The sequence below is a fragment of the Micromonospora sp. NPDC048887 genome (assembly GCF_040649715.1).
In the GTDB taxonomy this organism is placed as follows: domain Bacteria; phylum Actinomycetota; class Actinomycetes; order Mycobacteriales; family Micromonosporaceae; genus Micromonospora.
This window is the reverse complement of sequence record NZ_JBEZGA010000012.1, coordinates 1-23,142: the sequence shown is the minus strand read 5'-3', so window position 1 is coordinate 23,142 and position 23,142 is coordinate 1. Positions and strand designations below refer to the sequence as shown.

Below are 23,142 nucleotides of genomic sequence, written 5' to 3'. Positions count from 1 at the left end.
CCCCTTGGAGGCTGGCAGATGAGCGGCGGGCTCTACCGCAGCGCGAACGCGCACGGCGGCGGCCTGCCGCCGGACGACGGCGCCACCTTCATCTCGGCCGAGCCGCTGAACCAGCCCGGCGCCGAGGCCGTCGCGCCGCCACAGGAGGTGGTCGCCGAGACCAGTGCCGCGGCGAACAGCGCGGTGATGGCGATCGGCAGCCTGGTCAGCCGCGGCACCGGCTTCATCCGCAACCTGATGATCGGCGCGGCGCTCGGTGGCGCGCTGGTCGGTGACGCCTTCACCACCGCCATCTTCCTGCCGAACCAGGTCTACGAGTTCCTGCTCGGCGGCGTGCTCACCAGCGTGCTGATCCCGGTGCTGGTCCGGCGGCGCAAGTCGGACCCCGACCGGGGTGAGGCGTACTCCCAGCGGCTGCTCACGCTGGCCGTGCTGGCCCTCGCCGCCGTCGCGCTGATCGCGATGATCGGCGCACCGGTGCTGACCGCCATCTACGCGGGCGGCAAGGACGACAACTATCAGAACCTCGTCACCGGCCTGTCGTACCTGATGTTGCCGATGCTGTTCTTCACCGGCGTGAGCGCGCTGATCGCCGCGGTGCTGAACACGCGCGGGCACTTCGCCGCCCCGATGTGGGCACCGATCCTGAACAACCTCGTGGTGATCGGCGTCTGCGGGCTCTACATCGCGGTCTTCGGCGCCAAGATCATCGAGCCCGGCGAGATGGGCTGGGACCGGATCCTGCTCATCGGCGGTGGCACGCTGCTCGGCGTCGCGGTCCAGACCGCCGGCCTGCTGCCCGCGCTGCGCAAGGTCGGCTTCCGGTGGAAGTGGCGGTTCGACTTCCGCGCCCTCGGCCTGAGCGAGCTGGCCCGGCTCGGCGGCTGGATGTTCTGCTACGTCGGGGTCAACCAACTCGGCCTCTTCGTGGTGGTCAACCTGCTCACCCGGGCGGCCGGCGGCGACAACGCCGGCCTGCTGATCTACAACAACGTCTTCCTGCTGCTGATGATGGCGCACGGCATCATCGCGGTCTCGATCATCACCGCGCTGATGCCCCGGATGAGCGCCGCCGCCGCCGAGAACCGGTTCGGCGACGTCACCGCCGACCTGTCCCGCGGCACCCGGATGGTCAGCGCGGTGCTCGCACCCATCGCGGTCTGCTACGCGGTGCTGGCCGCCCCGATCTCGGTGGTGGTCTTCCGGTACGGCGCGTTCACCGGCGACAACGCGGTGGCCACCTCGACTGTGCTGCTGGTGGCGGCGCTCGGCCTGGTGCCGTTCGCGGTCAGTCAGCTCTTCACCTTCGCGTTCTACGCGCTGCCGGACACCCGCACCCCGGCTCTGGTCAACATCCCGGTGGTGATCCTGCGAGTTCTGCTCCAGGTTGGCCTGTTCCTGCTCTTCTCGAACACGTTCGCGGCGGCCGGGATGATGCTGGGCAACGCCGTGTCGTACCTGGCGGCGGCGATCATCTCGGCGATGCTGCTGCGGCCCCGGGTCGGCCGGATCGGGCTGGGCGGGATCATGCGGACGCTCGGCCGGGTGGTCGTGGCTGCCCTCGGCGCGGCGGTCGTCGGCCTGCTCGTGGTCGCGGTGCTCCCCGGCGACCCGGCGAACCTGAGCTGGCTCGCCGCCGCGGTGCAGTTGGTAATCGGCGGCGCGGCGATCGGCGCGACCTATCTCGGACTCGCCATGGTGCTGCGGATCGGCGAGATCACCGAGGTGGTCGGGATGGTCCGGCGCCGCCTCGGTCGTTGACGTCTCCGGTGACCGACGGTGAACGAGGATCACCAGCCTGGGGATACGGCTGTGGATAACTCGGAATTCCCCCGTCCACTGGGCCTCTCGGCCTGTGGACAACCAACCGTACGGACGAGGGAGCGCAGGCCGGGGCGGGGAAAACCAGTCCGCCGCCGCACCGGTACGCCCCTGTGCCGCCTCGTTGCCGTCAACCTCTAGATTGGCGGTGCGTGTCCGGCTCGCCCGCCGGGTGGGCGGGTGACCCGGCCGGGGCCCGTGGCGACTGGCCTTCCGGCCGGTCACAGCGGGAAGATGACATGTCGGAGAACCGGGCATCCCGGGTAAGGTCGCTCTCGACGGGTACGACCGGGATCGACGCGGCGTCGAGACCGCCGGCCGTTCCACCAAAGGCAGAGCGGGAAGCCACATGCCCAGCAGCACGGGTCCATCGATCGACGCGATCACCGAGGGAGGACGGGTGACCCAGGTCGGCGAGGGTCAGGAAGCGGAGGAGACCACTCCTGCGGACGTGACCCTCGGTGCTCCCACGGTCGGTGAGCTGCTCGCCGAGCGGTACGAGCTGGTCGAGCACATCAACAACGACAGCGCGGGCCGGCTGGTCTGGCGCGGTGTCGACGTGGTGTTGCGCCGTCCCGTCGCCGTGGTTCTCCGCTACCCGGGTGGCGACTCCGCCACCGAGATGCTCCAGGCCGCCGTCGCCGCGAGCCGCGTCATCCACCCCAACCTGGTCGGCGTCTACGACGCGATCGACGAGGACGACCGGGCCTACGTGGTCCGCGAGTGGGTCGACGGGCAGTCGCTGCGCGAGCTGGTCGCCGCCGACGGGCCGCTCGATCCGGCGCGGGCCACCGCGATCGGCAACGCCGTCGCCAGCGCCCTCGCCGCCGTGCACGCCACCGGGATGGTGCACGGCAACCTGCACCCCGGCACCGTGATGATCAGCGACGACGGCCGGGTGGTGCTCGCCGACGCGCGTACCGACGGGGCGGACAGCCAGGAGAACGACCTGCGCGCGGTCGGCGGGGTGCTCTACTTCGCCCTGACCGGGCACTGGCCGCACGGCGAGGCCCCGCTGCACGGCGCCACCGCCGGGCACGGCCGCGCCGCCCTGCCGGACGCCGTCCGGGACGCCGGCGGCTCCATCGCCGCGCCCCGGCAGATGCGCGCCGGGGTGCCGGCCTACCTCGACGACCTCACCATGGACCTGCTCGACCCGGAGATCCCCCCGCCGTCGTCGGACGTGCTGGCCGCCGAGCTGAGCCGGCTCGACATCCCTGCCGACGAGCAGTTCCTGGAGCAGGCCGGCCCGCTGCGCTTCACCGCCGAACCCGGCGAGGAGCCCTCCCCGCTGGCCGCCGCCGGCGGGCGCAAGGTCGCCATCGGCATCGCCGGTCTGCTGGCGGTGGCCCTGGTCGGGCTGCTCATCGGCATCAACGCGCTCGGTGGCGACGACGGCGACAAGGAGCCGGTCGCCCAGCCGTCGAACAGCGCGCCCGCCACCGGCGGCGGGGCCGAACCCGCCGCGCAGGTCCGCAAGCTCACCATCCAGGACGTACGGATCATCGACCCGGACGGCGACCGCGCCGAGGTGCGCAACGCCGAAAAGGTCATCGACGGGGACGACGACGAGGGCTGGGAGACCAACAGCTACCGCGACAGCGGCAAGTTCAGCGGGGTCAAGAAGGGCATGGGTGTCTGGATCGACCTGGGCGCCCCGCACTCGGTCAAGCAGCTGGAGGCCACGCTCTCGGCCACCGGAGCCACGGTCGAGCTGCGCACCGGCGCCCGCGGCGACTTCCCGTCCAGCTCCGCCGGCGACAAGCAGCTCATCAACGCCTACTCGACGCTGATCGGGCCGCCGAACGAGGACGGCGGCACGAAAATGATCTTCAACGCCTTCGAGCCGGACCAGAAGTACCAGTACCTGCTGTTCTGGATCACCAAGCTGCCGAAGAAGGAAGACGGCAACGGCTGGAAGCTCGGCGTCCAGGAGATCGTGGTCCAGGGCTCGTGACCCGGCCGCCGTCCCCGCCGCGCCACCACCGCCGGACGTGGTGATGGCGGAACGCGACGGCGCGCAGCCCGGCCGCTCCGACCTGGAGCTGCTGCGGGCGCACGCGGCCGGGGACCGGACCGCCTTCACCGAGCTGTTCCAGCGGCACCGGGACCGGCTCTGGGCGGTCGCGCTGCGGACCATCGGCGACCGCGAGGAGGCCGCCGACGCCCTCCAGGACGCCATGCTGTCGGCGCACCGCGCGGCGGCCCGGTTCCGGGGCGACTCGGCGGTCACCACCTGGCTGCACCGCATCGTGGTGAACGCCTGCCTGGACCGGATCCGGCGGCGTCAGACCCACGCCACCGTCCCGCTGCCCGACGGTGTGCACACCGACGGCGAGCCGGGCCGGCACACCGGCGGTCCGGAACCCGCCGCGCCGGCCCGCGACCACGACACCGCGCTCGTGGTCCGGCAGGCGCTCGCCGCACTGCCCGCGGAACAGCGGGCCGCGTTGGTCCTGGTCGACGTGCAGGGCTACCCGGTTGCCGAGGCCGCCGCCGTGCTCGGGGTCGCGGAGGGCACCGTCAAGAGCCGGTGCGCCAGGGGCCGGGCACGTCTCGCCGTGCTGCTCGGGCACCTGCGGACCGGCACCGACGCTCCGGCCGGTGACGTGCCGCGGCTCACTCCCGGGAACCGCCGGCGTCCCGAGGGCGTCGGATCCTCGTCGGGAGCTTCCCGTCAGGCCGTCAGCCAGGAGGAGCCGTGACTTCCCGGGAGTTCAGCGAGGTCGATCACGACCTGCTCGCCGACTACCTCGGCGGGGCGCTGGACGGCACCCCCGAGCAGGCCACCGTGGCGCGGCTGGTCGAGCAGGACCCGGCCTGGCGGGCCGCGTACGAGAATCTCGCCGACGCGGTCGACCTGGTCCGCGCCGACCTGGCCGGCTGGGCCGCGGCCCCCGCGCCGGAGATGCCACAGGCGGTGACCGACCGGATCACGGCGGCGCTCTCCGGGGCCGGACCGGCGCTGCGTGAGGGTACGCCGGTCGTGCCGGCGCAGTCCGGCGGCACGAGCCGGCCACCCGGCACGGCCCCCCGTACCGGCCGGCCCGGCGGTCCCGGCCGTCGTCCCCGGCGCTGGGCCCGCATCGCCGGGCCGGTGGCCCTGGCGGCGGCCTCGGTCGCGGCGGTGGGACTCGGTGTCGGCCGGCTGGCGGGCCCGGGCGACGGCGGTGCGGCCGACCGGGCCGGCGGGGAGGCAGCGCCGATGGCTGCCGCGCCGTACCGGACCACCGGGCCGGCAGTGCGCAGCGACACCGACTGGACCCCGGAACGCCTCGCCGCCGGCCGTGTGCCCGCCATGGCGAAGTCGATGCCGGGGGACATGGCCGGGCCGTCCGGCGCGGCGAAGGACGGCGCGGAGACGCCCCTGTCCCGCGACGATCAGCGCCTCAGCGTCCTCGGCGGGCTGGACCGGCTGGTCCGGCCCGAGACACTGGCCGCGTGCCTCACCGCGATCGGGACCGAGCACGGCGCCACGCCGCTGAGCGTGGACATGGTCGACTACGCCCGGTTCGGTGGCGCTCCGGCGCTCGTGGTGACGTTCGCGGACGCGAGTGGTGCCCGCTGGGGCTGGGTGAGCGGGCCGGAGTGCGGGGTACCCGGGTCCGGCGCGGACACCCGGTTCCGGACGCGGGTAGGGTGAGGACGCGGTCACGACGCTTGTCCCGCCACGTGACCTGACCCACCGGATGACCGGCTCGGGAATCCCCGCTTCGTACGATGACGTTCTGCAAGTCAGGCGCCGGCGCCCCTGAGCGGTCGGCATCCGGGATCGACATCGGTGCGGCCGGTGACGAACACACACATCGGGAGACGGCAGTGGACGAGGTCCGCAACCTGATCATCATCGGCTCCGGTCCGGCCGGCTACACCGCGGCGGTCTACGCCGCGCGTGCGAACCTGAAGCCGCTGGTGATCGAAGGCGTGCAGTCGGGTGGCGCGCTGATGACCACCACCGAGGTGGAGAACTTCCCCGGTTTTGCCGACGGCATCCTCGGCCCCGAGCTGATGGACAACATGCGCAAGCAGGCCGAGCGTTTCGGCGCCGAGTTCCTCACCGACGACGTGACCCGGGTCGAGCTGAAGGACACCGGCGAGATCGGCTCCGACGCGGTGAGCACCGTCTGGGTGGGCGAGACCGCCTACCGGGCCCGCGCCGTGATCCTCTCCACCGGCTCGGCCTGGCGTCCGCTGGGCGTGCCGGGCGAGCAGGAATACCTGGGCCACGGCGTGTCGTCCTGCGCCACCTGTGACGGCTTCTTCTTCCGCAACCAGCACATCGTGGTGGTCGGCGGCGGCGACTCGGCGATGGAGGAGGCGAGCTTCCTCACCCGGTTCGCCGAGTCGGTGACGATCATCCACCGCCGTGACTCGTTCCGCGCCAGCAAGATCATGGCCGACCGGGCGCTGGGCAACGAGAAGATCAAGGTCGAGTGGAACTCCGTGGTCGAGGAGATCCTCGGCGACGACGGCAAGGTCAACGGCGTACGGGTGCGCAACGTGCACACCGGCGAGAGCAAGGTGCTCGACGTCACGGGTGTGTTCGTGGCGATCGGGCACGACCCGCGCAGCGAGCTGTTCCGCGACCAGGTGGAGCTGGACGACGAGGGATACGTGAAGGTGCAGGCCCCCAGCACCCGTACCAGCGTGCCCGGCGTGTTCGCGGCGGGCGACGTGGTCGACCACACCTACCGGCAGGCCATCACGGCGGCCGGCACCGGCTGCGCCGCCGCGCTGGACGCCGAGCGGTTCATCGCCACCATCCAGGGCTGAGGGTTCAAGGTTCGGAGGAGGAGAGTTCATAGTGGGAGCAACCAAGGCGGTCACGGACGCCAGCTTCGTCAGCGACGTGCTGCAGTCCGAGAAGCCGGTCCTGGTCGACTTCTGGGCGGAGTGGTGCGGCCCCTGCCGCAAGGTCTCGCCGCTGCTGGAGGAGATCGCGGGTGAGATGAAGGACCAGGTCACCATCGTCAAGCTGAACATCGACGAGAACCCGGAGACGGCCCGCGCCTACCGGGTGATGTCGGTGCCGACGCTGACCATCTTCAAGAACGGCCAGCCGGTGCAGTCGATCGCCGGTGCCAAGCCGAAGGGCGAGCTGGTCAAGCTCATCGAGTCGGCGCTCTGAGCCGTACCGACCCCTCCGGAACCCCCGTCACCCCACCCGGTGACGGGGGTTCCGGCGCTTCTGACCTGCATGAACACGAACCCGTCGGGTATCGGCCACGGTACGCTCCGTAAGCATCCGTCGGAGTTCCGGTCCGCCAACGTCCGTGCAGAGGGGGTCGTCGTGCGTCCGATCCGACCCGGTGACCAGGGACCGGCGGTGGCCGAGATCCGTACCGTCCTCGCCGGCCTGGAGCTGCTTCCCGCCGAGGCGGCGGGCGACGACTACGACGCCCAGACCGAACGCGCGGTACGGGCCTTCCAGCAGTCCCGGGGCCTCAGCGTCGACGGGCGGGTCGGCGCCGAGACCTGGCGGGCGCTCGACGCGGCCCGCTGGCGGTTCGGTGCCCGTGCCCTGTACCACGCCGTGCCCGAGCCGCTGACCGGTGAGGACGTCCGCTCGCTCCAGGAACGCCTGCTGGAGATGGGGTACGACGTGGGCCGCGCCGACGCCATCTACGGCATCCGCACCTCCCGCGCGGTGGCGCAGTTCCAGCGGGAGATGGGCCTGAAACCGGACGGCTCGTGCGGGCCGCACACCGTCAACGCGTTGCGCCGCCTCGGCCGCAAGGTGGTCGGCGGACGCCCGCAGTGGCTGCGCGAGTCCGACGCCATCCGGCAGGCCGGGCCGGCGCTCGTCGGGCGGACCGTGGTGATCGACCCGGGGCACGGGGGCACCGACCCGGGTGTGGTGGTGCCCGACGGCACGCTGCGCTGGACCGAGGCGGACCTCGTCCACGACCTGGCCAGCCGGCTGGAGGGGCGGCTCGCCGCCGCCGGCGTACGCGTGCAGCTCACCCGGGGCCCGTCGCCCGGCGACTGCCTGCCGGACGCGGACCGGGCCCAGCTCGCCAACTCCCTCGGTGCCGACGTGTTCATCTCCCTGCACACCGACGGGCACGCCAACCCGGAGGCCGAGGGGGTGGCCACCTACCACTACGGCACCGACAACGGCGTCACCTCGGCGACCGGTGAACGCCTGGCCGGGCTCGTGCAGCGGGAGATCGTGGCCCGCACCGGGCTGCGTGACTGCCGTACCCACGCCAAGGCATGGGAGCTGCTCCGGCTCACCCGGATGCCAGCGGTACGCGTCGAGGTCGGCTACCTCACCTCACCTGACGACCGGGCACGGCTCGTCGAACCGCGCTTCCGGGACCGGGTGGTCGAAGCCATCGTGGCCGGCGTGCAGCGGATGTACCTGCCAATCGAGCGGGACGTGCCGACCGGCTCGATCGACGTGAGCGAACTGCGGGCGATCGTCGCCGCCGGCAACATCGTCGACTGACCCGCGGCTCAGCCGGTGGAGCGGGTGGCGGGTGCCGGGCGCACCGGCCGCAGCAGCGTCTCCGGGCTCATCGAGCCGAGCAGCTTCTCCAGCGCGTACTCGACGTCCGACTTCCAGCTCAGCGCCGTACGCAACTCCAGCCGCAGGCGGGGGTAGCGCGGGTGCGGCCGGACCGTCTTGAAGCCCACCGAGAGGAAGAAGTCGGCGGGTGCCACACAGGCGCGGGCCGGGTCGTCCGCGTCGTCGCCGAACTTGGCGTCGCCGAACGCCTCGATCGCCTTGATGCCGCGCTTGGTCAGGTCGCGGGCCACGCCCTGCACCAGCATCCGGCCCAGGCCGCCGTCGGCGAAGGCGGGCACCACGTGCGCCGTCATCAGCAGCGCCGCGTCCGCCGAGACCGGCGAGGTGGGAAACGCCATCGAGCGCGGAACGTACGCGGGCGGGGCGTACATGACGAAACCGGCCGGCATGCCGTCGACGTAGACGAGCTTGCCGCAGGAGCCCCACTCCAGCAGCGTCTGGGAGACCCACGCCTCCTTCTCCAGGCCCGGGTCGCCCGCGGCGCAGGCCCGCTCGGCGGAGACCGGATCCAGCTCCCAGTAGACGCACTGCCGGCAGGATCGAGGCAGGTCCTCCAGCGTGTCCAGGGTCAGGCTGACCAGACGTCGCGACATGAGCGCACCCCACCACTAGGCTCGGAGCGCCGGTGAGTCCCGCGCCCTCCTACTCCCGACGAGCGATCGTACGCGTCTGTCCGGCGGGACGGGAGGGAACGCGCGAACGCCCACCCGGACGGCCGATCGACGGTCCGGGATGTGGACGTGTCCACACGGCCGGTGCCGCTGCCGTCACCGGGGACTACGATCGACAAACGGCCCCCGCCGCCAATGGATGTCGGCATCGCGGGTACCACACCGGGCGGCAGCCCCGCCGACACCCGATCGAGGTGATGTCCATGACCGGCACGACGCTCGACGACTACACCGACCGGTACGCCCGGCGTGTCCGTGGGATGACCGCCTCGGAGATCCGGGCACTCTTCGCGGTGGCCAGCCGGCCGGAGGTCGTCTCGCTCGCCGGTGGGGCCCCCTACATCGCGGCGCTGCCGCTGGACGCGGTCGGCGAGATGCTCGGCCGGCTCGGCTCCGAGCACGGCTCCACCACCCTCCAGTACGGCATCGGCCAGGGCACCCTCGAACTGCGCGAGCGGATCTGCGAGGTGATGTCGCTGTCCGGGATCGACGCCTCCTGCGGCGCCTCACCGGAGGACGTGGTGGTCACTGTCGGCGGCCAGCAGGCCCTCGACCTGGTGGCCCGCCTCTTCCTGGACCCGGGTGACGTGGTGCTCGCCGAGGGCCCGACGTACGTCGGCGCGCTCGGGGTGTTCCAGGCCGCCCAGGCCCAGGTGGCCCACGTGCCGATGGACGACGAGGGGCTCATCCCGGAGGCGCTGGAGACGGCCATCGCCGACCTGGCCCGCGCCGGGCGGCGGGTGAAGTTCCTCTACACGATCCCCACCTACCAGAACCCCGCCGGTGTAACGCTGAGCGAGGAACGGCGCGAACGGGTGCTCGACATCTGCGAACGCGCCGGACTGCTCGTGGTGGAGGACGACCCGTACGGTCAGCTCGGTTTCGAGGGTGAGGCGCCCGCCCCGCTGCGGGCCCGCCGCCGCGACGGCGTCTTCTACCTGAGCACGTTCTCCAAGACGTTCGCGCCGGGCCTGCGGGTGGGCTGGATCCTGGCGCCGCACGCGGTCCGCGACAAGCTGGTCATCGCCAGCGAGGCGCAGATCCTCTGCCCGAGTGCCTACGCGCAGGCGGCCGTCTCGACGTACCTCGGCACCATGCCCTGGCGGCAGCAGCTCAAGGTCTACCGCGAGGTCTACCGCGAGCGCCGGGACGCGCTGCTCGACGCGATGGCCGACCTCATGCCGGAGGGCACCACCTGGACCAGGCCGCAGGGCGGCCTGTTCGTCTGGGCGACGCTGCCCGACGGCCTCGACGCCAAGGCGATGATGCCGCGCGCCGTGGCCGCCCGCGTCGCCTACGTGCCGGGGACCGGCTTCTACGCTGACGGCACCGGCACCGGCAACATGCGGCTCAACTTCTCCTTCCCGACGCCGGAGCGGATCCGCGAGGGCGTCCGACGGCTCGCCGGGGTGATGGAGCAGGAGATCGCCATGCGCAAGGTCTTCGGCGCGGTCGGCACCGCCGGCCCCCGCCGTCGCCAGGGCGGCTCGGACGCGCCCGGCCCCGACTTGGCATGATGCCCGCATGTCCGACAGCACCGCCGCACCCTCTCCCGTGACCGGATCCGCCGTCGACGAGCTGCACGTGCTCGTGCTCGCGGGTGGCCTCTCCTACGAGCGGGACGTCTCGCTGCGCTCCGGCCGCCGGGTCCTCGACGCGCTGCGCGCGGTGGGCGTGCAGGCGGAACTGCGCGACGCCGACGTGGCGCTGCTGCCCGCCCTGACCGCCGACCCGCCGGACGCGGTGGTGATCGCCCTGCACGGCGCCACCGGCGAGGACGGCTCCCTGCGCGGCGTACTCGACCTCTTTGACGCGCCCTACGTCGGCTGCGACGCCCGCTCGTCCCGGCTCGCCTGGGACAAGCCGTCGGCGAAGGCGGTGCTGCGCGAGGCGGGCATCCCCACCCCCGACTGGGTGGCGCTGCCGCACGACCGCTTCTCCGAGCTGGGCGCGGTGGCCGTCCTGGACCGGATCGTCGAGCGACTCGGGCTGCCGCTGATGGTCAAGCCCGCGCAGGGCGGTTCCGGACTGGGCGCCGCCGTGGTCCGGGAGGCGGCGTCGCTGCCGGCCGCGATGGTGGGTTGTTTCGCGTACGACCAGACGGCGCTCGTGGAGCGCTACGTCCCCGGAATGGACGTGGCCGTCTCCGTGCTCGACCTCGGCGAGGGCCCGCAGGCCCTGCCCCCGGTCGAGATCGTGCCGCGCAACGGCGTCTACGACTACGCGGCCCGCTACACCGCCGGGCGCACGACCTGGCACGCGCCCGCCCGGCTCGACGCCGCGACCACCGCCCGGGTGACCGAGGTGGCGCTCGCCGCACACACCGCGCTCGGCCTGCGCGACCTGTCCCGGGTCGACCTGATCGTCGATGCCGAGGGCGAGCCGCACGTGCTGGAGGTGAACGTCTCGCCGGGCATGACCGAGACGTCGCTCCTGCCGCTGGCGATCCAGGCGGCCGGGCTGGACTTCGGCCGGGTCCTGGGCACGCTCGTGACCCGGGCCGCCGCCCGCCGGCGCTGAGCTCAGCTCTCCGGGGTACGCGCCCGGCCCGGCCGGTCGTCCGGCGTGTTCTCCCGGTCGTCCGCGTCTTCGCCGTCCGGGGCGGTGTTCGGCTTGGCATCCTGGGCGGCGTCCGGCTCCGGACCGTCCTGCGACTCCGGGTCGGGCTCCGACGGGCCCGCCGAGGGGTCTGAGAGGTCCGCTGCCGCGTCGGACTCCGGAATCTCGTCCGCTGCCTCGATCACCGACACGGTCTCCTCCTCGGGCTCCTCAGGAGTGTTGGCTGGGGAGGTCGGGGAGAGAGTCGACGGTGCCTGCCAATGGATGCGCGGCGGCTCGGCCAACGGACGGCCACCGAACTCGGCGAGCCACGCGGCCACCATCGCCAGGTTCTCCCGCCACTGCTCCTCGGAGATCGGCGGCAGGATCGAGTCCCACAGCGACAGGAACGTGCCCCGCAGTTGCAGTCGCCCGTACGGCCGGGCCAGGAACCACAGGTGCAGGTGCGCCGACCCGTCGCCCCACCGGTTCACGTGAACCCGGGCCACCCCGTCGAGCGAGCGCACGGCCCGCTCCAGGCGCACGGTCATCACGCCCAGCTCGGCGGCGAGCAAATTCGGCAGGTCGCCCAGATCCAGGTGGGAGCGGGACTCCAGGATCAGGACCATCGGCAGGCCGGTGGGCCGGTCCATGGCGCGTACGCGCCACCGCTCACCGACCCAGATGTACGCCTCGTCGGGCGCGTTGCAGGCGGTGCACTCCCGGTCCGCCTCGCCACGGCGGGGAGGTTCGAACGGTACGGGCTCGTCGAGCTGCTTGACGCGGAGATCGCCCTCGAAGGGGAACGACGGCCACTGGGTGAAGTCGGGAACTGAGGGAGGGGTGTCCGGCACGACGCTGACCCTAACCGAGTTGGCGACGCCTGTCCCTACCCGTTCCGCTGGCCGCACACAGGTTGTCCACCGCGTTGTCCACAGGCTGCCGAGATCACCAGCACAGCGCGTCATGCACTGCTCAGCAAGGGTTTCATCGCTTCGTTTCACGTGAAACGAAGCGGGCCTGTGGACAACGGCTGTGGATAACCGGGGATGACTCCGGGCCCGTTCTTCAAACGATCCGGCGACGGATCCGCACCGGGTCGCGGTGGCTCCTCGTGTTCGTTTCACGTGAAACGCGCGGTGGCCGTGATTCGCCTCTTGCTCGGCGGCTGTCGGCTGTCGGCTGTCCCAGACTCGGCCGTGCCCGGGCTGCTTCCTTCTCGTCGAGGGCCGGGCTACCGAGCTATCGCGAGGCGGCTCCTGAAGCGGCCGAGACGGTCACTCGTCGACCGGGGCCACATCGGCGTCGGCGGGATGGAGGCTTGGGCTGATACGGCTTGCAGCCATGCCGCCAGCCCGCGTGTCATCGTTGGCCGGCCTCACCGAAGCCGACGCGGCTGCTGTTTCACGTGAAACGGCTCGCCCTCGTCAGCCACTGCCCTGAGCGGATGAGCCACTCGGGCCGGATGTCGTTTCGGCAGCGCGACGACCCGGTGCCGAATCTTCAGCCGTCTCATCCACGCCGGCTCGATCGCTCGGACCGTCGGACACTGCTCTGATGTACGTCCGCGCATGGCGAAGGCGGCGACGCGCCGCCGGATCCGCACCGGCGCGGACCGGCCTTGCGGCCTCGGCTCTCCTGGGCCGAACCCCGAAGTGTCCGCCCTCCGTCCACCGGGTGGCACCGGCGCATGGGGCGGCCAGGCCGGCGGTGTCGGTTCACCAGGATGCCGGTGGGCTCGTTTTCGCCGCCACGCTCCCGGTGGTCCGGCTCGCCACGGCCTGTCGAGCGTCGCTCGTACGAGGGCGGCATGTGTGAGATCGGGCTGCCCCACGCGAGCGCACTGATCCGGACTACAGCCGTCGGACCTTCTCACGCCAGGGCCGGGCACTCCGGTTGAGGAGTCCACGGCCACGGTTCGCGCCTCAAGGCTCGCCCTTCAAGCCTCGTACTCCATGATCTGGCGCTCTCGTGGCTCATGCTTCAGGGCTCCGCTCGCCGCGCCCCATCGTTCGACGCGCCACGGACGCTCCGCCCCTCAGGCTCTGGCCCGCCGATCTCCGCCGCTGGACTGGCCGCTCCTCGCTCGGTACTTCGCCTTTGCCTAGAGGCCAAATCGTCCGCCCGCCTGACATCTGACACCTGACGCTTGCCAGCTGCCAGCTGCCGCCTGACGCCCCCGCCGCCGCCATCGCCTGACGCCAGTCGCCAGTCGCCAGTCGCCAGAACTCAGGGCTGGCGACCGAAGCATCGCTCGACCACGGCTCCCCGTTTCACGTGAAACGGCGGCAGGGGCGGGAGACTCGGCGACCGCTCACGGGCTGGCGAGAGCCCAAACTTCGACGCCTCGGCCAGCAGAGCAAGCAGGCCCCGTAACAGATCCGGCCGCACCGCCTCGTCGGGCGGTGCGGCCGGATCAACAGCCGGGGAAGTCGGGCTACGCCTCGGGCTGCCCCTCCTCGCCCATGCCGATGATCCCGACGATCCGCTCCAGGTCGTCAACGGTGGCGAACTCAATCGTGATCTTGCCCTTGCTGCGGCCGATGTCGACCTTCACCCGGGTGTCGAACCGGTCGGAGAGCCGGTCCGCCAGATCGGTGAGGGCTGGGGCGTGCGGCTTCGGCCGGCGCTTGGCCGCGGCCGACTTCGCCGGTTCCTCGGCGAGCGCCAGGTGCACGAGTTCCTCGGCGCCGCGTACGGTGATGCCCTCGCGGACGATCCGCTCCGCCAGCGCCTCCTGTGCCTCCGCGTTGTCCAGGCTGAGCAAGGCCCGGGCGTGGCCGGCGGAGAGAACGCCGGCGGCGACCCGGCGCTGCACGGCGGGCGGCAGGTTCATCAGCCGGATGGTGTTGGAGATCTGCGGGCGGCTACGGCCGATCCGCCGGGCCAGTTCCTCGTGCGTGGCGCCGAACTCCTCCAGCAGTTGCTGGTACGCCGCCGCCTCTTCGAGCGGGTTGAGGTTCGCGCGGTGGATGTTCTCCAGCAGCGCGTCGCGGAGCATCGCGTCGTCCTTGGTGTCCCGGACGATGGCGGGGATGGTCTCCCGGCCTACCGCCTGGGCGGCACGCCAGCGCCGCTCACCCATCACGAGTTCGAACTTCTCGGGGTCGAGCTGGCGAACCACGATCGGCTGGAGGAAGCCGACCTCCTGGATCGAGGTCTTCAGCTCCTCCAGTGCCTCCTCGTCGAAGACGTGCCGGGGCTGCTTCGGGTTCGGCACGATCGAGTCGACCGGGATCTCCGCGAAGCGGGCGCCGGGTACCGGGCTCAGATGAGACTCGGGCTCGGCCGGCGGAGGCGGGGCGCTTCCGACGCCACCGGTGATGGCAGCGGTCGCGCCGGCAACCGGGGCCGGGGCCGACGGAGACGCGGCGCCGGCCGGCGGCTCCGGCTCGACGGCAGCCGGTTCGGTGCCCGGTACCGGGCCGGTGGGGATGAGGGCGCCGAGCCCTCGGCCCAGCCCGCCGCGGGGACGGTTCTTCATACGATGCCTCCCAGCGACATCTCCGCACTACGCATTCCGGCTCACCGGCTCCTTGACGCCTCGCTCCGCGATCTCCTGGGCGGCCTCGAAGTAACTCGTGGCCCCCCGCGAACCGGGATCGTAGGTCATCACCGACTGGCCGTAGCTCGGTGCCTCGGAGACACGCACGTTGCGGGGGATGACGGCCTGGAGCACCTTGTCCCCGAAGTGGTTCCGGACGTCCTGCTCCACCGCGTCGGCCAGCCGCGTACGCCTGTCGTACATGGTGAGCAGGATCGTGGAGACCTCGAGCTGCGGGTTGAGGTGCTGGCGTACCAGGTTGATGTTGTTGATCAGCTGGTTGAGGCCCTCCAGCGCGTAGTACTCGCACTGGATCGGAATCAGCACCTCCTGCGCGGCCACGAGGGCGTTGACAGTGAGCAGGCCGAGCGACGGCGGACAGTCTATGAAGACGTAGTCGAAGTGCCCCGGGTATGCGGCGATGGCCCGCGCCAGACGCGACTCCCGGGCCACCACCGAGACCAGCTCGATCTCGGCACCGGCCAGGTCGATGGTGGCCGGCACGCACCACAGGTTGGGGATGCCCTCGACAGCCTGCGCCACCTCTTCGAGCGGCACGCTGTCGATCAGGCAGTCGTACACGTCGGGCACGCCTGTGTGGTGCGGCACGTTCAGACCGGTGGAGGCGTTGCCCTGCGGGTCAAGGTCGACCACGAGCACCCGGTTGCCGTGCAGCGCGAGCGCCACTGCGAGGTTCACTGTGGTGGTCGTCTTACCGACGCCGCCCTTCTGGTTGGCGACGCACATCACCCGGGTCCGGTCGGGGCGCGGCATGGTGACCTCGCCACTGGGATTCAGGATCTGCACGGCGCGCATCGCCTCCATAGCCAACGGTGGATCATCCTCTTCGCGCGTCGGGGTTTCACGTGAAACGTACGTGCTGGCGTCTACCTGGTCCCCGTACCCGTCCGCCTGTGGCGTGTCGGACGGTGCCACGGTGGCCTCGGGGGCGGCCTGGTGCGGCACGGCCGAGACAGGCGGCTGGGGTTCGTAGCGGGTGGGTACCGCGACGTTCGCCCGCACTGCGGGCGGACGCGGGGCCGGCGCGTTCACCGGGCCGTCGGCCGGGTCGAGCGGGTCGCGGGCCGGCGGCACGTTGGCAGGCGCGGACGAGACCGGGCGCACGCCGCCGACCGGTGACTCCCGTCGCTTCGACGGCTGGACCGGATGCGGGGAGGGCGGCTCGCCGGACTCGTTCACCGTCCACTCCTGGTAGTTGGTTTCACGTGAAACGGGGTCGGCGGAGGACTGGCCTCCTGGTCCGGTCAACCGTGGATCGTCGTACCTGCCGTCGTCATGCACCTGTCATCCCTACCCGCTCCGGATGGTCGGTCCGCACCCGTCGAATCGCGTCCGCGCCGCGCGCGGCGCCATCGGCTCGGCGGGAACCGTCGGGCTCGGGTGCCGCCCGGCACCGCCGTTTCCACACTATCGACGCGCGGTCAGCCTACGGCCGACGGGCGTGGTGGGTCCATGTCGGGTTGTGATCGATCACGTCACGCCCACCGGTCCAACGACCGGACCGGGCGTGCGGAATGGCGTACCGATCAGCGGTCGCCGCGACGGCGGCCGCCCCGGGACCGCTTCGGCTTCTTGGGACGGCGCGGGTTGACCACGCGCTCCCGGACCACCTCGACCACAGTCGCCGGGGGTTCGATCACGCCGGCACCGCACCTGTGCAGTTCCGGCGTTCCGCCGCCGAGACGGGTCACGGCCTCGGCGTGCTCGGTGATCTCGTCGGCCGCCGAGGCGCCCTTGAGCGCCACGAGCCGGCCTCCGGGCGCCAGGAGCGGCAGGCACCACGAGGCGAGCCGGTCCAGCGGCGCCACCGCGCGGGCCGTCACGATGTCGGCGCTCAACGGTTCCCGGTCACGCGAGCCGGCCGCCGCCTCCTCGGCCCGCCCACGGAACACACGCACGTCCCGAGTCAGGCCGAGGCGCTGTACCGCCTCGATCAGGAAGGCGGTGCGCCGGGCCAGCGGCTCCACAAGCGTCACCGTGAGGTCGGGACGCGCGATCGCCAGCACCAGGCCGGGCAGCCCGGCTCCGGAACCGACGTCGATCACTGTGGCTCCCTCCGGGATCCGTTCCGCCACCACCGCACAGTTGAGCAGGTGTCGTTCCCAGAGCCGGGGCGTCTCGCGGGGACCGATCAGGCCGCGGACCACGCCGTCGGTGGCGAGCAGTTCGGCATACGAGGCGGCCAGGTCGAGCCGGTCACCGAACAGCGCGCGGGCGGCCTCCGCCAGTTCCGGCGGGAGCGTCGCCGACGCCGGGTCGGGTGGCAGCGCGCTCGACTCCGGGTCGGGTGCGCCTGAACCGTCCATTAAGGACGGCGGCTCCTCCGGCGGTTCCGCGAAGACCGGGTCGGCCTCCGTGACCGGAGCGGCGGGCGTGGCCTCCACCGGCTGCTCGCCGGAGAAGGCGGGCGTCACGTCCACCGCCGGATCGGCGGGCTCGATCCCCGCCACCACCGCCGGCTCGCCGGAGAAGGCGGGCTCGCCGGGGTCGGTCGCGGCCTTACCGGGGTACGCCGGGTCGGCCGGCCCGTCGTCGTCGGAGAAGATCGGGTCGACAGTGGGGTCAGGGCGCACAGCCGACGGCCCGGGCGGCGTACCGCCCGGGCCGGTCGCGGCTCCTGCCGTCGTCTCGTCGGAGATCACTGACCTCAGTCCGCCACCGGCCGGACGATGATGCGGCGGTTGGGCTCGACGCCCTCGGACTCGCTCTCCACCCCGCTCATCGCGTTCACCACGTCGTGCACGCACTTGCGCTCGAACGCGGACATCGGCTCCAGGCGCACCGGCTCACCGTGCTCCTTGACCTTCTCCACCGCGTTCTTCGCCACGGCGGCCAGCTCCTTGCGCCGGGCGGCCCGGTAGCCGCCGACGTCGAGCAGCAGCCGGCTCGGCGTGCCGGTCTGGCGGAACACGGCCAGCCGGGCCAGTTCCTGAAGCGCCTCAAGGGTCGCGCCGCGCTGGCCGACCAGGTTCTGCAGCCGGCCGCCGACCACCTCGACGACCGGGCGGCCACCGGACACCAGCTCGTCGATGTCGCCGTCGTAGTCGAGGATGTCCAGCAGACCCTCGACGTAGTCGGCGGCGATCTCGCTCTGCCGGAACAGGTCGCTCTCGGCCGGGGCCTTCTTCTCCCGGGCCTCGCCCGCGGTGTCGTCGGCCTCGGTGACAGCGGTAACGGGGGTCTCCTCGTCCAGGGACTGGTCGGCGCTGGGGGTGCTGGTCTCGGTCACGGGTCTCATCTCCGTACTCGCTCGGCCGGACCGTCGGGGGTCCGCTGGTCTCCCGGGGCCGGCGGGAGGTTCGCCGGGTGCCCTCGGGCACGTCTGTACGGGCCAGTTTCGCCCGTGTCCGCGCTCCGCGCGGCGATTCCGGCCCGGCGCCGACTCCTCGGATGGCAGCACGCGGCCGGAACGGGCCACCGTCGGCGTCGCGACGGTGGCCCTGTGGGCTCAGCCCTGTCGCTTGGCGGGCCGGTTGCCGCCCTTCTTCGGGTTGGTCGGCTTGGCGCCCGGCTTCGGGCCGGCGACCTTCGGCGCCGCGGCCGGAGCCTTCGCCGGCGGCTGCGCCGCCTTGCGGCCGAACAGGCCACCGGTCTTGGCCGGCTGCCCCGGGCCCTTGCCGGCGCCGGTGCCCTTGGCGGCGCTGGTGCTCTTGGCGGTCACCGGCGGCGGGAACTTCCGCAGCACCCACTGCTGCTGGCCGAGCGTGAAGAGGTTGTTCGTGACCCAGTAGATGATCACACCGATCGGGAAGATCGCGCCCGAGATCAGCAGCGACAGCGGGATGCCGTAGAGCATCAGCCGCTGCACCATGCGCTGCTGCGGGTCCTCGGCCCACCCGGTCTTGAGGATCATCTGCCGGCTGGTCAGGTAGGTGGTGGCGATCATGATCAGCACCAGGATGCCGGCGACCACCTTGACCGTGCCGGTGCTCGCGCCCAGCCGGCTCAGCTCCTCGGCGGTGGAGCCGAACTTGCCGGAGATCGGCGCGGTGAACAGCGTCGCGTTGGAGGCGCTGTTGAACTGGTCGACGGTCCAGCCGTACAGCGTCTTGCCCTGGTTGTCGGGCGTGAGGCGGCGCAGCGTGTGGAACAGGCCCAGGAAGACCGGGATCTGGAGGAACATCGGAAGGCAGCCCATGAGCGGGTTGGCCTTTTCCTTCCGGTAGAGCTCCATCATCTCCTTCTGGAGCGTCTCCCGGTCCCCCTTGTGCTTCTCCTGGAGCTCCTTCACCTTCGGCTGGAGCGCCTGCATGGCACGCTGCGACTTGATCTGCTTGACGAAGACCGGGAACAGGATCACCCGGACCGTCACCACGAGGAACACGATGGCGAGGATCCAGGCCCAGTTCGTACCGATCACGGTTCCGACCGGCACTCCGATGGCGTCCCAAGCCGAGTGCCAGGCCAGCAGGATCCACGAGATCGCGTAGTAGATCCAGTCGAGACTAAACACTCAGGCTCCAGTCACGTCGGAACGGCGGCGGTCGCCCGGCTCGGGGACCGGGTCGTGTCCACCTGGGTGGAAGGGATGGCAGCGCGACAGCCGACGGACCGTCAGCCAGGCGCCCCGCAGCGCACCGTGCCGAGACACCGCCTCCACGGCGTAGGCACTGCACGACGGGTAGAACCGGCAGCGGGCCGGCAGAGCCGGACTTATCCACCGACGGTACGCGATGATGGGCGCCAACAGGATGCGGGCACCGGTTGTGGGGGACGGCGTCGCCGTCGTCGGGCCGTTCACCGCGACCGCCGTCCCCGGGGGGACCGCGCGGCGGCGAGGGCTGCGTCCAGGTCGGCCCCGAGCCGGGCGTACGTCGTGTCGGCGGAAGCGGGCAGCGCGCGTACCACCAGGGTGGTGCCGGCGGGCAGCTCGGCCAGCCGCTCGCGGACCAGGTGCCGCAGGCGACGGCGGACCTTGTTACGGACCACCGCGCCGCCGACGGCCTTGGACACGACGAAGCCGGCGCGGCTGGGTGCGGAGGTCTCCGCACCGTTGCTCCGCGCCGGCTCCGGCGAGAGTGTCGCTGTGGTGCCGATCGGCTCGGGGATGGTCAGGTGGACCACGACGGCGCCACGGCCGACTCGTCGGCCACCGCGAACCGCTGCGGCGAAGTCGCTACTGCGCCGCAGTCGTTGCGCGGCGGCCAGCACGACTGCCCACGTCCCCGGACCGGACCTGTCGGCGTCAGGCCGACAGGCGCGCGCGGCCCTTGGAGCGACGGGTCGAGATGATGGCGCGGCCGGCACGGGTGCGCATGCGCAGCCGGAAGCCGTGGGTCTTCGCGCGCCGACGGGTGTTCGGCTGGTAGGTGCGCTTGCTCACGTCAGGCTCTCCGTTGTCGTACGCCCCGCGCGGCGGATCGCCCGGGGTCGTGTGCTGGTCCAGATCACCTGTCGGTGACCTCCGATCGGCGCTGCCGTGACACGCGCCCCGGCGATGCGGGGTGACAGCCACGGACAGCAAGCATCAATCACCCTAGCAGAGGGCGAGAGAGCAGCCGCTCCAGCCTACGCAGGGGCGCAATGACCGTCAAACGTCACACTCGGGCGTCCGACCTGCGCGCAACCGCGGCCGAAGGGGCGGTTTTCACTGATGTTGCCAAGGTCGTCAGGGTGTCGCCGGTTGATGCTGTGGGGTCCGCGCTGTTAGCGTGCGCGATTGCGGTCGGCGTCGGGGTCCGGGGTTTGTCGCCGATCGGCAAGACCGGACACGCTGTTGAATCGTTCGGCACGGTGAACCCGCTTCAACGCCTCCCTGGATCGAGGGGGGCAGGTCCGACCCGCGTCCGGTGGGCGGCCACAATCGGTCGGTACACAGGCTGTGGATAACTTGTGGATGACGACCGGTCAGCCGTCCGGGCGGGCGTGAGAAGGAGCAGGCGAGGGGGTGGCACGACGGTGACCGGAGCGACCGACCTTGCCGCGGTGTGGACGGCGACCACCGACGAACTCGCCGACGAGATCATCTCCGCGCAACAACGGGCGTACCTCCGGCTCACCCGGCTACGGGCGATCGTCGAGGACACCGCGCTGCTCTCGGTGCCCGACGCCTTCACCCGGGACGTGATCGAGTCCCGGCTCCGCCCGGCCATCACCGAGGCGTTGAGCCGGCGGCTCGGCCGGCCGATCCAGGTGGCCGTCACCGTACGGGTCGCCGACGACGCCGGTGCCCGCCCGGCCGGCACGGTCTACCGCAGCAACCCGGAGCCGCTGCCCGAGCACGACGGCGCCGCCCCGCTGCCCGGTTTCGACCAGCCCGGCCCGCCGGCGTCCGGCCCGCCCTTCCCGTCTCGGCGCCCGGAATCCGGGTACGGCGAGCCGGGGTACTCCGATTCCGGGTACGGCGAGCCGCGGCCGGAGCAGCCGATGGACGAGCCGGCACCCCGCCAGCGGACCGCCGACGGTTCCCGCCCGCACCTGATCCCGGCCGGCCGCGACGCGCAGGACACGCTTTTCGGCGCCGCGTTCGGCGAACCGGTGCGTAACGCGCCCGACCGCCGCGCCTTCGACGAACGCACCCGGGTCGAGCCGCACGTGCCCGACGCCGGGGGATACGAGCCCCGGTACCGGGAGAGCCCGGCCGCCGACCCCGCGCCGATGCGCGGCCTGCCCCGCGACGGCGCCACCGACAACGGCCCCGGCCGGGGCGGCGCCGACCACCGCCGCCCGGGTGGCGGCCAGGCCGACCGCAGGCTCCCCGGCGGTACGGAGAGCGGCGGCAACCGGCTCAACCCGAAGTACATGTTCGAGACGTTCGTCATCGGCTCGTCCAACCGGTTCGCGCACGCCGCGAGCGTGGCGGTGGCCGAGTCACCGGCCAAGGCGTACAACCCGCTGTTCATCTACGGCAGCTCCGGGCTGGGCAAGACCCATCTGCTGCACGCCATCGGGCACTACGCCACGACGCTCGGCAACGCGCGCTCGGTCCGGTACGTCTCGACCGAGGAGTTCACGAACGACTTCATCAACTCGCTGCGCGACGACAAGACGAGCGCGTTCCAGCGCCGCTACCGGGACGTGGACATCCTCCTGATCGACGACATCCAGTTCCTGGAGAACCGGGAGCGGACGCAGGAGGAGTTCTTCCACACCTTCAACACGCTGCACAACGCCAACAAGCAGATCGTGATCACGTCCGACCGCTCGCCGAAGCAACTGGCGACGCTGGAGGACCGGCTGCGTACCCGGTTCGAGTGGGGCCTGCTCGCCGACATCCAGCCGCCGGACCTGGAGACGCGGATCGCGATCCTGCAGAAGAAGGCGGCGCAGGAGCGGCTGTACGCCCCGCCGGACGTACTGGAGTTCATCGCGTCCCGGGTGTCGAACTCGATCCGCGAACTGGAGGGGGCGCTGATCCGGGTCACCGCCTTCGCCAGCCTCACCCGATCCTCGGTCGAGCTGTCGCTGGCCGAGGAGGTGCTGCGGGACTTCATCCCGGACGGCGCCGGCCCGGAGATCACCGCCGACCAGATCATGGTGTCGACGGCCGACTACTTCGGGGTGAGCCTGGAGGACCTGCGCGGCCACTCCCGCTCCCGGGTGCTGGTCAACGCGCGTCAGGTGGCCATGTACCTGTGCCGCGAGTTGACCGACCTGTCGCTGCCCCGGATCGGGCAGGCGTTCGGCGGCCGCGACCACACCACTGTGATGCACGCGGACCGCAAGATCCGTCAGCAGATGGCGGAGCGGCGCTCGCTCTACAACCAGATCGCCGAGCTGACCAACCGCATCAAGCAGAACACCTAGGGCCTGTGTCGAAGTCCGTGCGAGGGCTTGAGCTGTTGGGTGAGGATCTTGGCGTGTCGGTGTTCGAGATGTAGCGAGGTCTCCGGTATCTGGTTCAGCGACCAAGCAGAACCCGAACACCGGAGACCTCGTGGACACCCTAGCGGTGACGAGGCGGCACGACCTGACCGACGTACAGTGGGCGGCGCTGGAGCCGTTGCTGCCCGCGGGGCGTAGGCCAGGCCGGCCGTCGACATGGACGAAACGGCAGCTCATCGATGGGATCCGGT

The 23,142-nt window shown here is 71.8% G+C and carries 21 protein-coding genes and 1 pseudogene; 12 read left to right on the top strand and 10 right to left on the bottom strand.

Annotation, left to right across the window (positions count from 1 at the left end):
- Nucleotides 1-18: 18 nt before the first annotated feature.
- The 7 genes from murJ (at nt 19) to AB0C17_RS19175 (ending at nt 8,272) form a co-directional block, all read left to right on the top strand.
- Nucleotides 19-1,761, top strand: coding sequence for a murein biosynthesis integral membrane protein MurJ (gene murJ, locus AB0C17_RS19205; protein ID WP_357382129.1), 1,743 nt, complete (start codon nt 19-21; stop codon nt 1,759-1,761).
- A gap of 409 nt (nt 1,762-2,170) precedes the next feature.
- A complete protein-coding gene (locus tag AB0C17_RS19200; protein WP_355509490.1) occupies nt 2,171-3,778 on the top strand; it encodes a protein kinase family protein in 1,608 nt (535 codons plus the stop codon).
- A gap of 43 nt (nt 3,779-3,821) precedes the next feature.
- Nucleotides 3,822-4,526 carry an RNA polymerase sigma factor SigM gene (gene sigM, locus AB0C17_RS19195; RefSeq protein ID WP_357470680.1) on the top strand — a complete coding sequence of 235 codons (705 nt, stop codon included), beginning with the start codon at nt 3,822-3,824 and terminating at the stop codon, nt 4,524-4,526.
- Nucleotides 4,523-5,464 carry a hypothetical protein gene (locus AB0C17_RS19190; protein ID WP_357470677.1) on the top strand — a complete coding sequence of 314 codons (942 nt, stop codon included), beginning with the start codon at nt 4,523-4,525 and terminating at the stop codon, nt 5,462-5,464. The genes sigM and AB0C17_RS19190 overlap by 4 nt, the downstream gene beginning before the upstream one ends.
- A gap of 176 nt (nt 5,465-5,640) precedes the next feature.
- The gene (gene trxB, locus AB0C17_RS19185) at nt 5,641-6,594 is read left to right on the top strand and encodes a thioredoxin-disulfide reductase (RefSeq protein ID WP_357382135.1); all 954 of its coding nucleotides are present in this window, start codon (nt 5,641-5,643) and stop codon (nt 6,592-6,594) included.
- 31 nt (nt 6,595-6,625) lie between these two features.
- Nucleotides 6,626-6,949, top strand: a complete 324-nt coding sequence (trxA, locus tag AB0C17_RS19180; RefSeq protein ID WP_357382137.1) for a thioredoxin — start codon at nt 6,626-6,628, stop codon at nt 6,947-6,949.
- Between the two features lie 162 nt (nt 6,950-7,111).
- Nucleotides 7,112-8,272: an N-acetylmuramoyl-L-alanine amidase gene (locus tag AB0C17_RS19175; protein WP_357382139.1), complete on the top strand. Its 1,161-nt coding sequence runs from the start codon at nt 7,112-7,114 to the stop codon at nt 8,270-8,272.
- A gap of 8 nt (nt 8,273-8,280) precedes the next feature.
- Here the strand turns inward: AB0C17_RS19175 and AB0C17_RS19170 are convergent, their stop codons facing one another.
- A complete protein-coding gene (locus tag AB0C17_RS19170) occupies nt 8,281-8,946 on the bottom strand; it encodes a GNAT family N-acetyltransferase (protein ID WP_357382141.1) in 666 nt (221 codons plus the stop codon).
- 281 nt (nt 8,947-9,227) lie between these two features.
- Between AB0C17_RS19170 and AB0C17_RS19165 the strand changes: the two genes are divergently transcribed.
- Together AB0C17_RS19165 and AB0C17_RS19160 are read left to right on the top strand one after the other, a co-directional pair.
- The gene (locus AB0C17_RS19165) at nt 9,228-10,541 is read left to right on the top strand and encodes a PLP-dependent aminotransferase family protein (RefSeq protein ID WP_357382143.1); all 1,314 of its coding nucleotides are present in this window, start codon (nt 9,228-9,230) and stop codon (nt 10,539-10,541) included.
- Nucleotides 10,542-10,548: 7 nt separating this feature from the next.
- Nucleotides 10,549-11,544 carry a D-alanine--D-alanine ligase gene (locus AB0C17_RS19160; RefSeq protein WP_357382145.1) on the top strand — a complete coding sequence of 332 codons (996 nt, stop codon included), beginning with the start codon at nt 10,549-10,551 and terminating at the stop codon, nt 11,542-11,544.
- 2 nt (nt 11,545-11,546) lie between these two features.
- Here AB0C17_RS19160 and AB0C17_RS19155 read toward each other — a convergent pair whose 3' ends face one another.
- The 3 genes from AB0C17_RS19155 to AB0C17_RS19145 all read right to left on the bottom strand — a co-directional run bounded on the left by AB0C17_RS19155 (nt 11,547) and on the right by AB0C17_RS19145 (nt 16,129).
- On the bottom strand, nt 11,547-12,416 hold the full coding sequence (locus AB0C17_RS19155) for a hypothetical protein (protein ID WP_357382147.1): 870 nt from the start codon (nt 12,414-12,416) through the stop codon (nt 11,547-11,549).
- A 1,583-nt stretch (nt 12,417-13,999) separates the two neighbouring features.
- Nucleotides 14,000-15,046: a ParB/RepB/Spo0J family partition protein gene (locus AB0C17_RS19150; RefSeq protein WP_357479633.1), complete on the bottom strand. Its 1,047-nt coding sequence runs from the start codon at nt 15,044-15,046 to the stop codon at nt 14,000-14,002.
- 27 nt (nt 15,047-15,073) lie between these two features.
- Complete coding sequence (locus AB0C17_RS19145) at nt 15,074-16,129, bottom strand: ParA family protein (protein WP_357470907.1); 1,056 nt, start codon at nt 16,127-16,129, stop codon at nt 15,074-15,076.
- Here AB0C17_RS19145 and AB0C17_RS19140 point away from each other — a divergent pair.
- Nucleotides 16,104-16,322, top strand: coding sequence for a hypothetical protein (locus tag AB0C17_RS19140; RefSeq protein WP_357382319.1), 219 nt, complete (start codon nt 16,104-16,106; stop codon nt 16,320-16,322). The genes AB0C17_RS19145 and AB0C17_RS19140 overlap by 26 nt on opposite strands.
- 331 nt (nt 16,323-16,653) lie before the next feature.
- Here the strand turns inward: AB0C17_RS19140 and rsmG are convergent, their stop codons facing one another.
- The 6 genes from rsmG to rpmH all read right to left on the bottom strand — a co-directional run bounded on the left by rsmG (nt 16,654) and on the right by rpmH (nt 20,450).
- Nucleotides 16,654-17,433, bottom strand: coding sequence for a 16S rRNA (guanine(527)-N(7))-methyltransferase RsmG (gene rsmG / locus AB0C17_RS19135; protein WP_357382307.1), 780 nt, complete (start codon nt 17,431-17,433; stop codon nt 16,654-16,656).
- 341 nt (nt 17,434-17,774) lie between these two features.
- The gene (locus AB0C17_RS19130; protein ID WP_357382151.1) at nt 17,775-18,365 is read right to left on the bottom strand and encodes a R3H domain-containing nucleic acid-binding protein; all 591 of its coding nucleotides are present in this window, start codon (nt 18,363-18,365) and stop codon (nt 17,775-17,777) included.
- 210 nt (nt 18,366-18,575) lie between these two features.
- A complete protein-coding gene (gene yidC / locus AB0C17_RS19125; RefSeq protein WP_357382153.1) occupies nt 18,576-19,580 on the bottom strand; it encodes a membrane protein insertase YidC in 1,005 nt (334 codons plus the stop codon).
- The gene (gene yidD / locus AB0C17_RS19120; protein WP_013477538.1) at nt 19,581-19,820 is read right to left on the bottom strand and encodes a membrane protein insertion efficiency factor YidD; all 240 of its coding nucleotides are present in this window, start codon (nt 19,818-19,820) and stop codon (nt 19,581-19,583) included. It lies immediately after the preceding gene.
- Nucleotides 19,821-19,864: 44 nt separating this feature from the next.
- Nucleotides 19,865-20,278 carry a ribonuclease P protein component gene (rnpA, locus tag AB0C17_RS19115; RefSeq protein ID WP_357382155.1) on the bottom strand — a complete coding sequence of 138 codons (414 nt, stop codon included), beginning with the start codon at nt 20,276-20,278 and terminating at the stop codon, nt 19,865-19,867.
- Nucleotides 20,279-20,312: 34 nt separating this feature from the next.
- A complete protein-coding gene (gene rpmH / locus AB0C17_RS19110) occupies nt 20,313-20,450 on the bottom strand; it encodes a 50S ribosomal protein L34 (RefSeq protein ID WP_091100492.1) in 138 nt (45 codons plus the stop codon).
- Between the two features lie 575 nt (nt 20,451-21,025).
- Here rpmH and dnaA point away from each other — a divergent pair.
- Together dnaA and AB0C17_RS19100 are read left to right on the top strand one after the other, a co-directional pair.
- The gene (gene dnaA, locus AB0C17_RS19105) at nt 21,026-22,873 is read left to right on the top strand and encodes a chromosomal replication initiator protein DnaA (RefSeq protein WP_357382158.1); all 1,848 of its coding nucleotides are present in this window, start codon (nt 21,026-21,028) and stop codon (nt 22,871-22,873) included.
- A 130-nt stretch (nt 22,874-23,003) separates the two neighbouring features.
- Nucleotides 23,004-23,142 (top strand): annotated as a pseudogene (locus tag AB0C17_RS19100) (IS5/IS1182 family transposase); the annotation flags it as partial.

Coding starts and splice junctions, on each gene's coding strand:
- murJ (WP_357382129.1), top strand. CDS start 19: ATGAGCGGCGGGCTCTACCGCAGCGCGAACGCGCACGGCGGCGGCCTG.
- AB0C17_RS19200 (WP_355509490.1), top strand. CDS start 2,171: ATGCCCAGCAGCACGGGTCCATCGATCGACGCGATCACCGAGGGAGGA.
- sigM (WP_357470680.1), top strand. CDS start 3,822: ATGGCGGAACGCGACGGCGCGCAGCCCGGCCGCTCCGACCTGGAGCTG.
- AB0C17_RS19170 (WP_357382141.1), bottom strand. CDS start 8,946: ATGTCGCGACGTCTGGTCAGCCTGACCCTGGACACGCTGGAGGACCTG.
- AB0C17_RS19165 (WP_357382143.1), top strand. CDS start 9,228: ATGACCGGCACGACGCTCGACGACTACACCGACCGGTACGCCCGGCGT.
- AB0C17_RS19160 (WP_357382145.1), top strand. CDS start 10,549: ATGTCCGACAGCACCGCCGCACCCTCTCCCGTGACCGGATCCGCCGTC.
- AB0C17_RS19150 (WP_357479633.1), bottom strand. CDS start 15,046: ATGAAGAACCGTCCCCGCGGCGGGCTGGGCCGAGGGCTCGGCGCCCTC.
- rsmG (WP_357382307.1), bottom strand. CDS start 17,433: ATGGACGGTTCAGGCGCACCCGACCCGGAGTCGAGCGCGCTGCCACCC.
- AB0C17_RS19130 (WP_357382151.1), bottom strand. CDS start 18,365: ATGAGACCCGTGACCGAGACCAGCACCCCCAGCGCCGACCAGTCCCTG.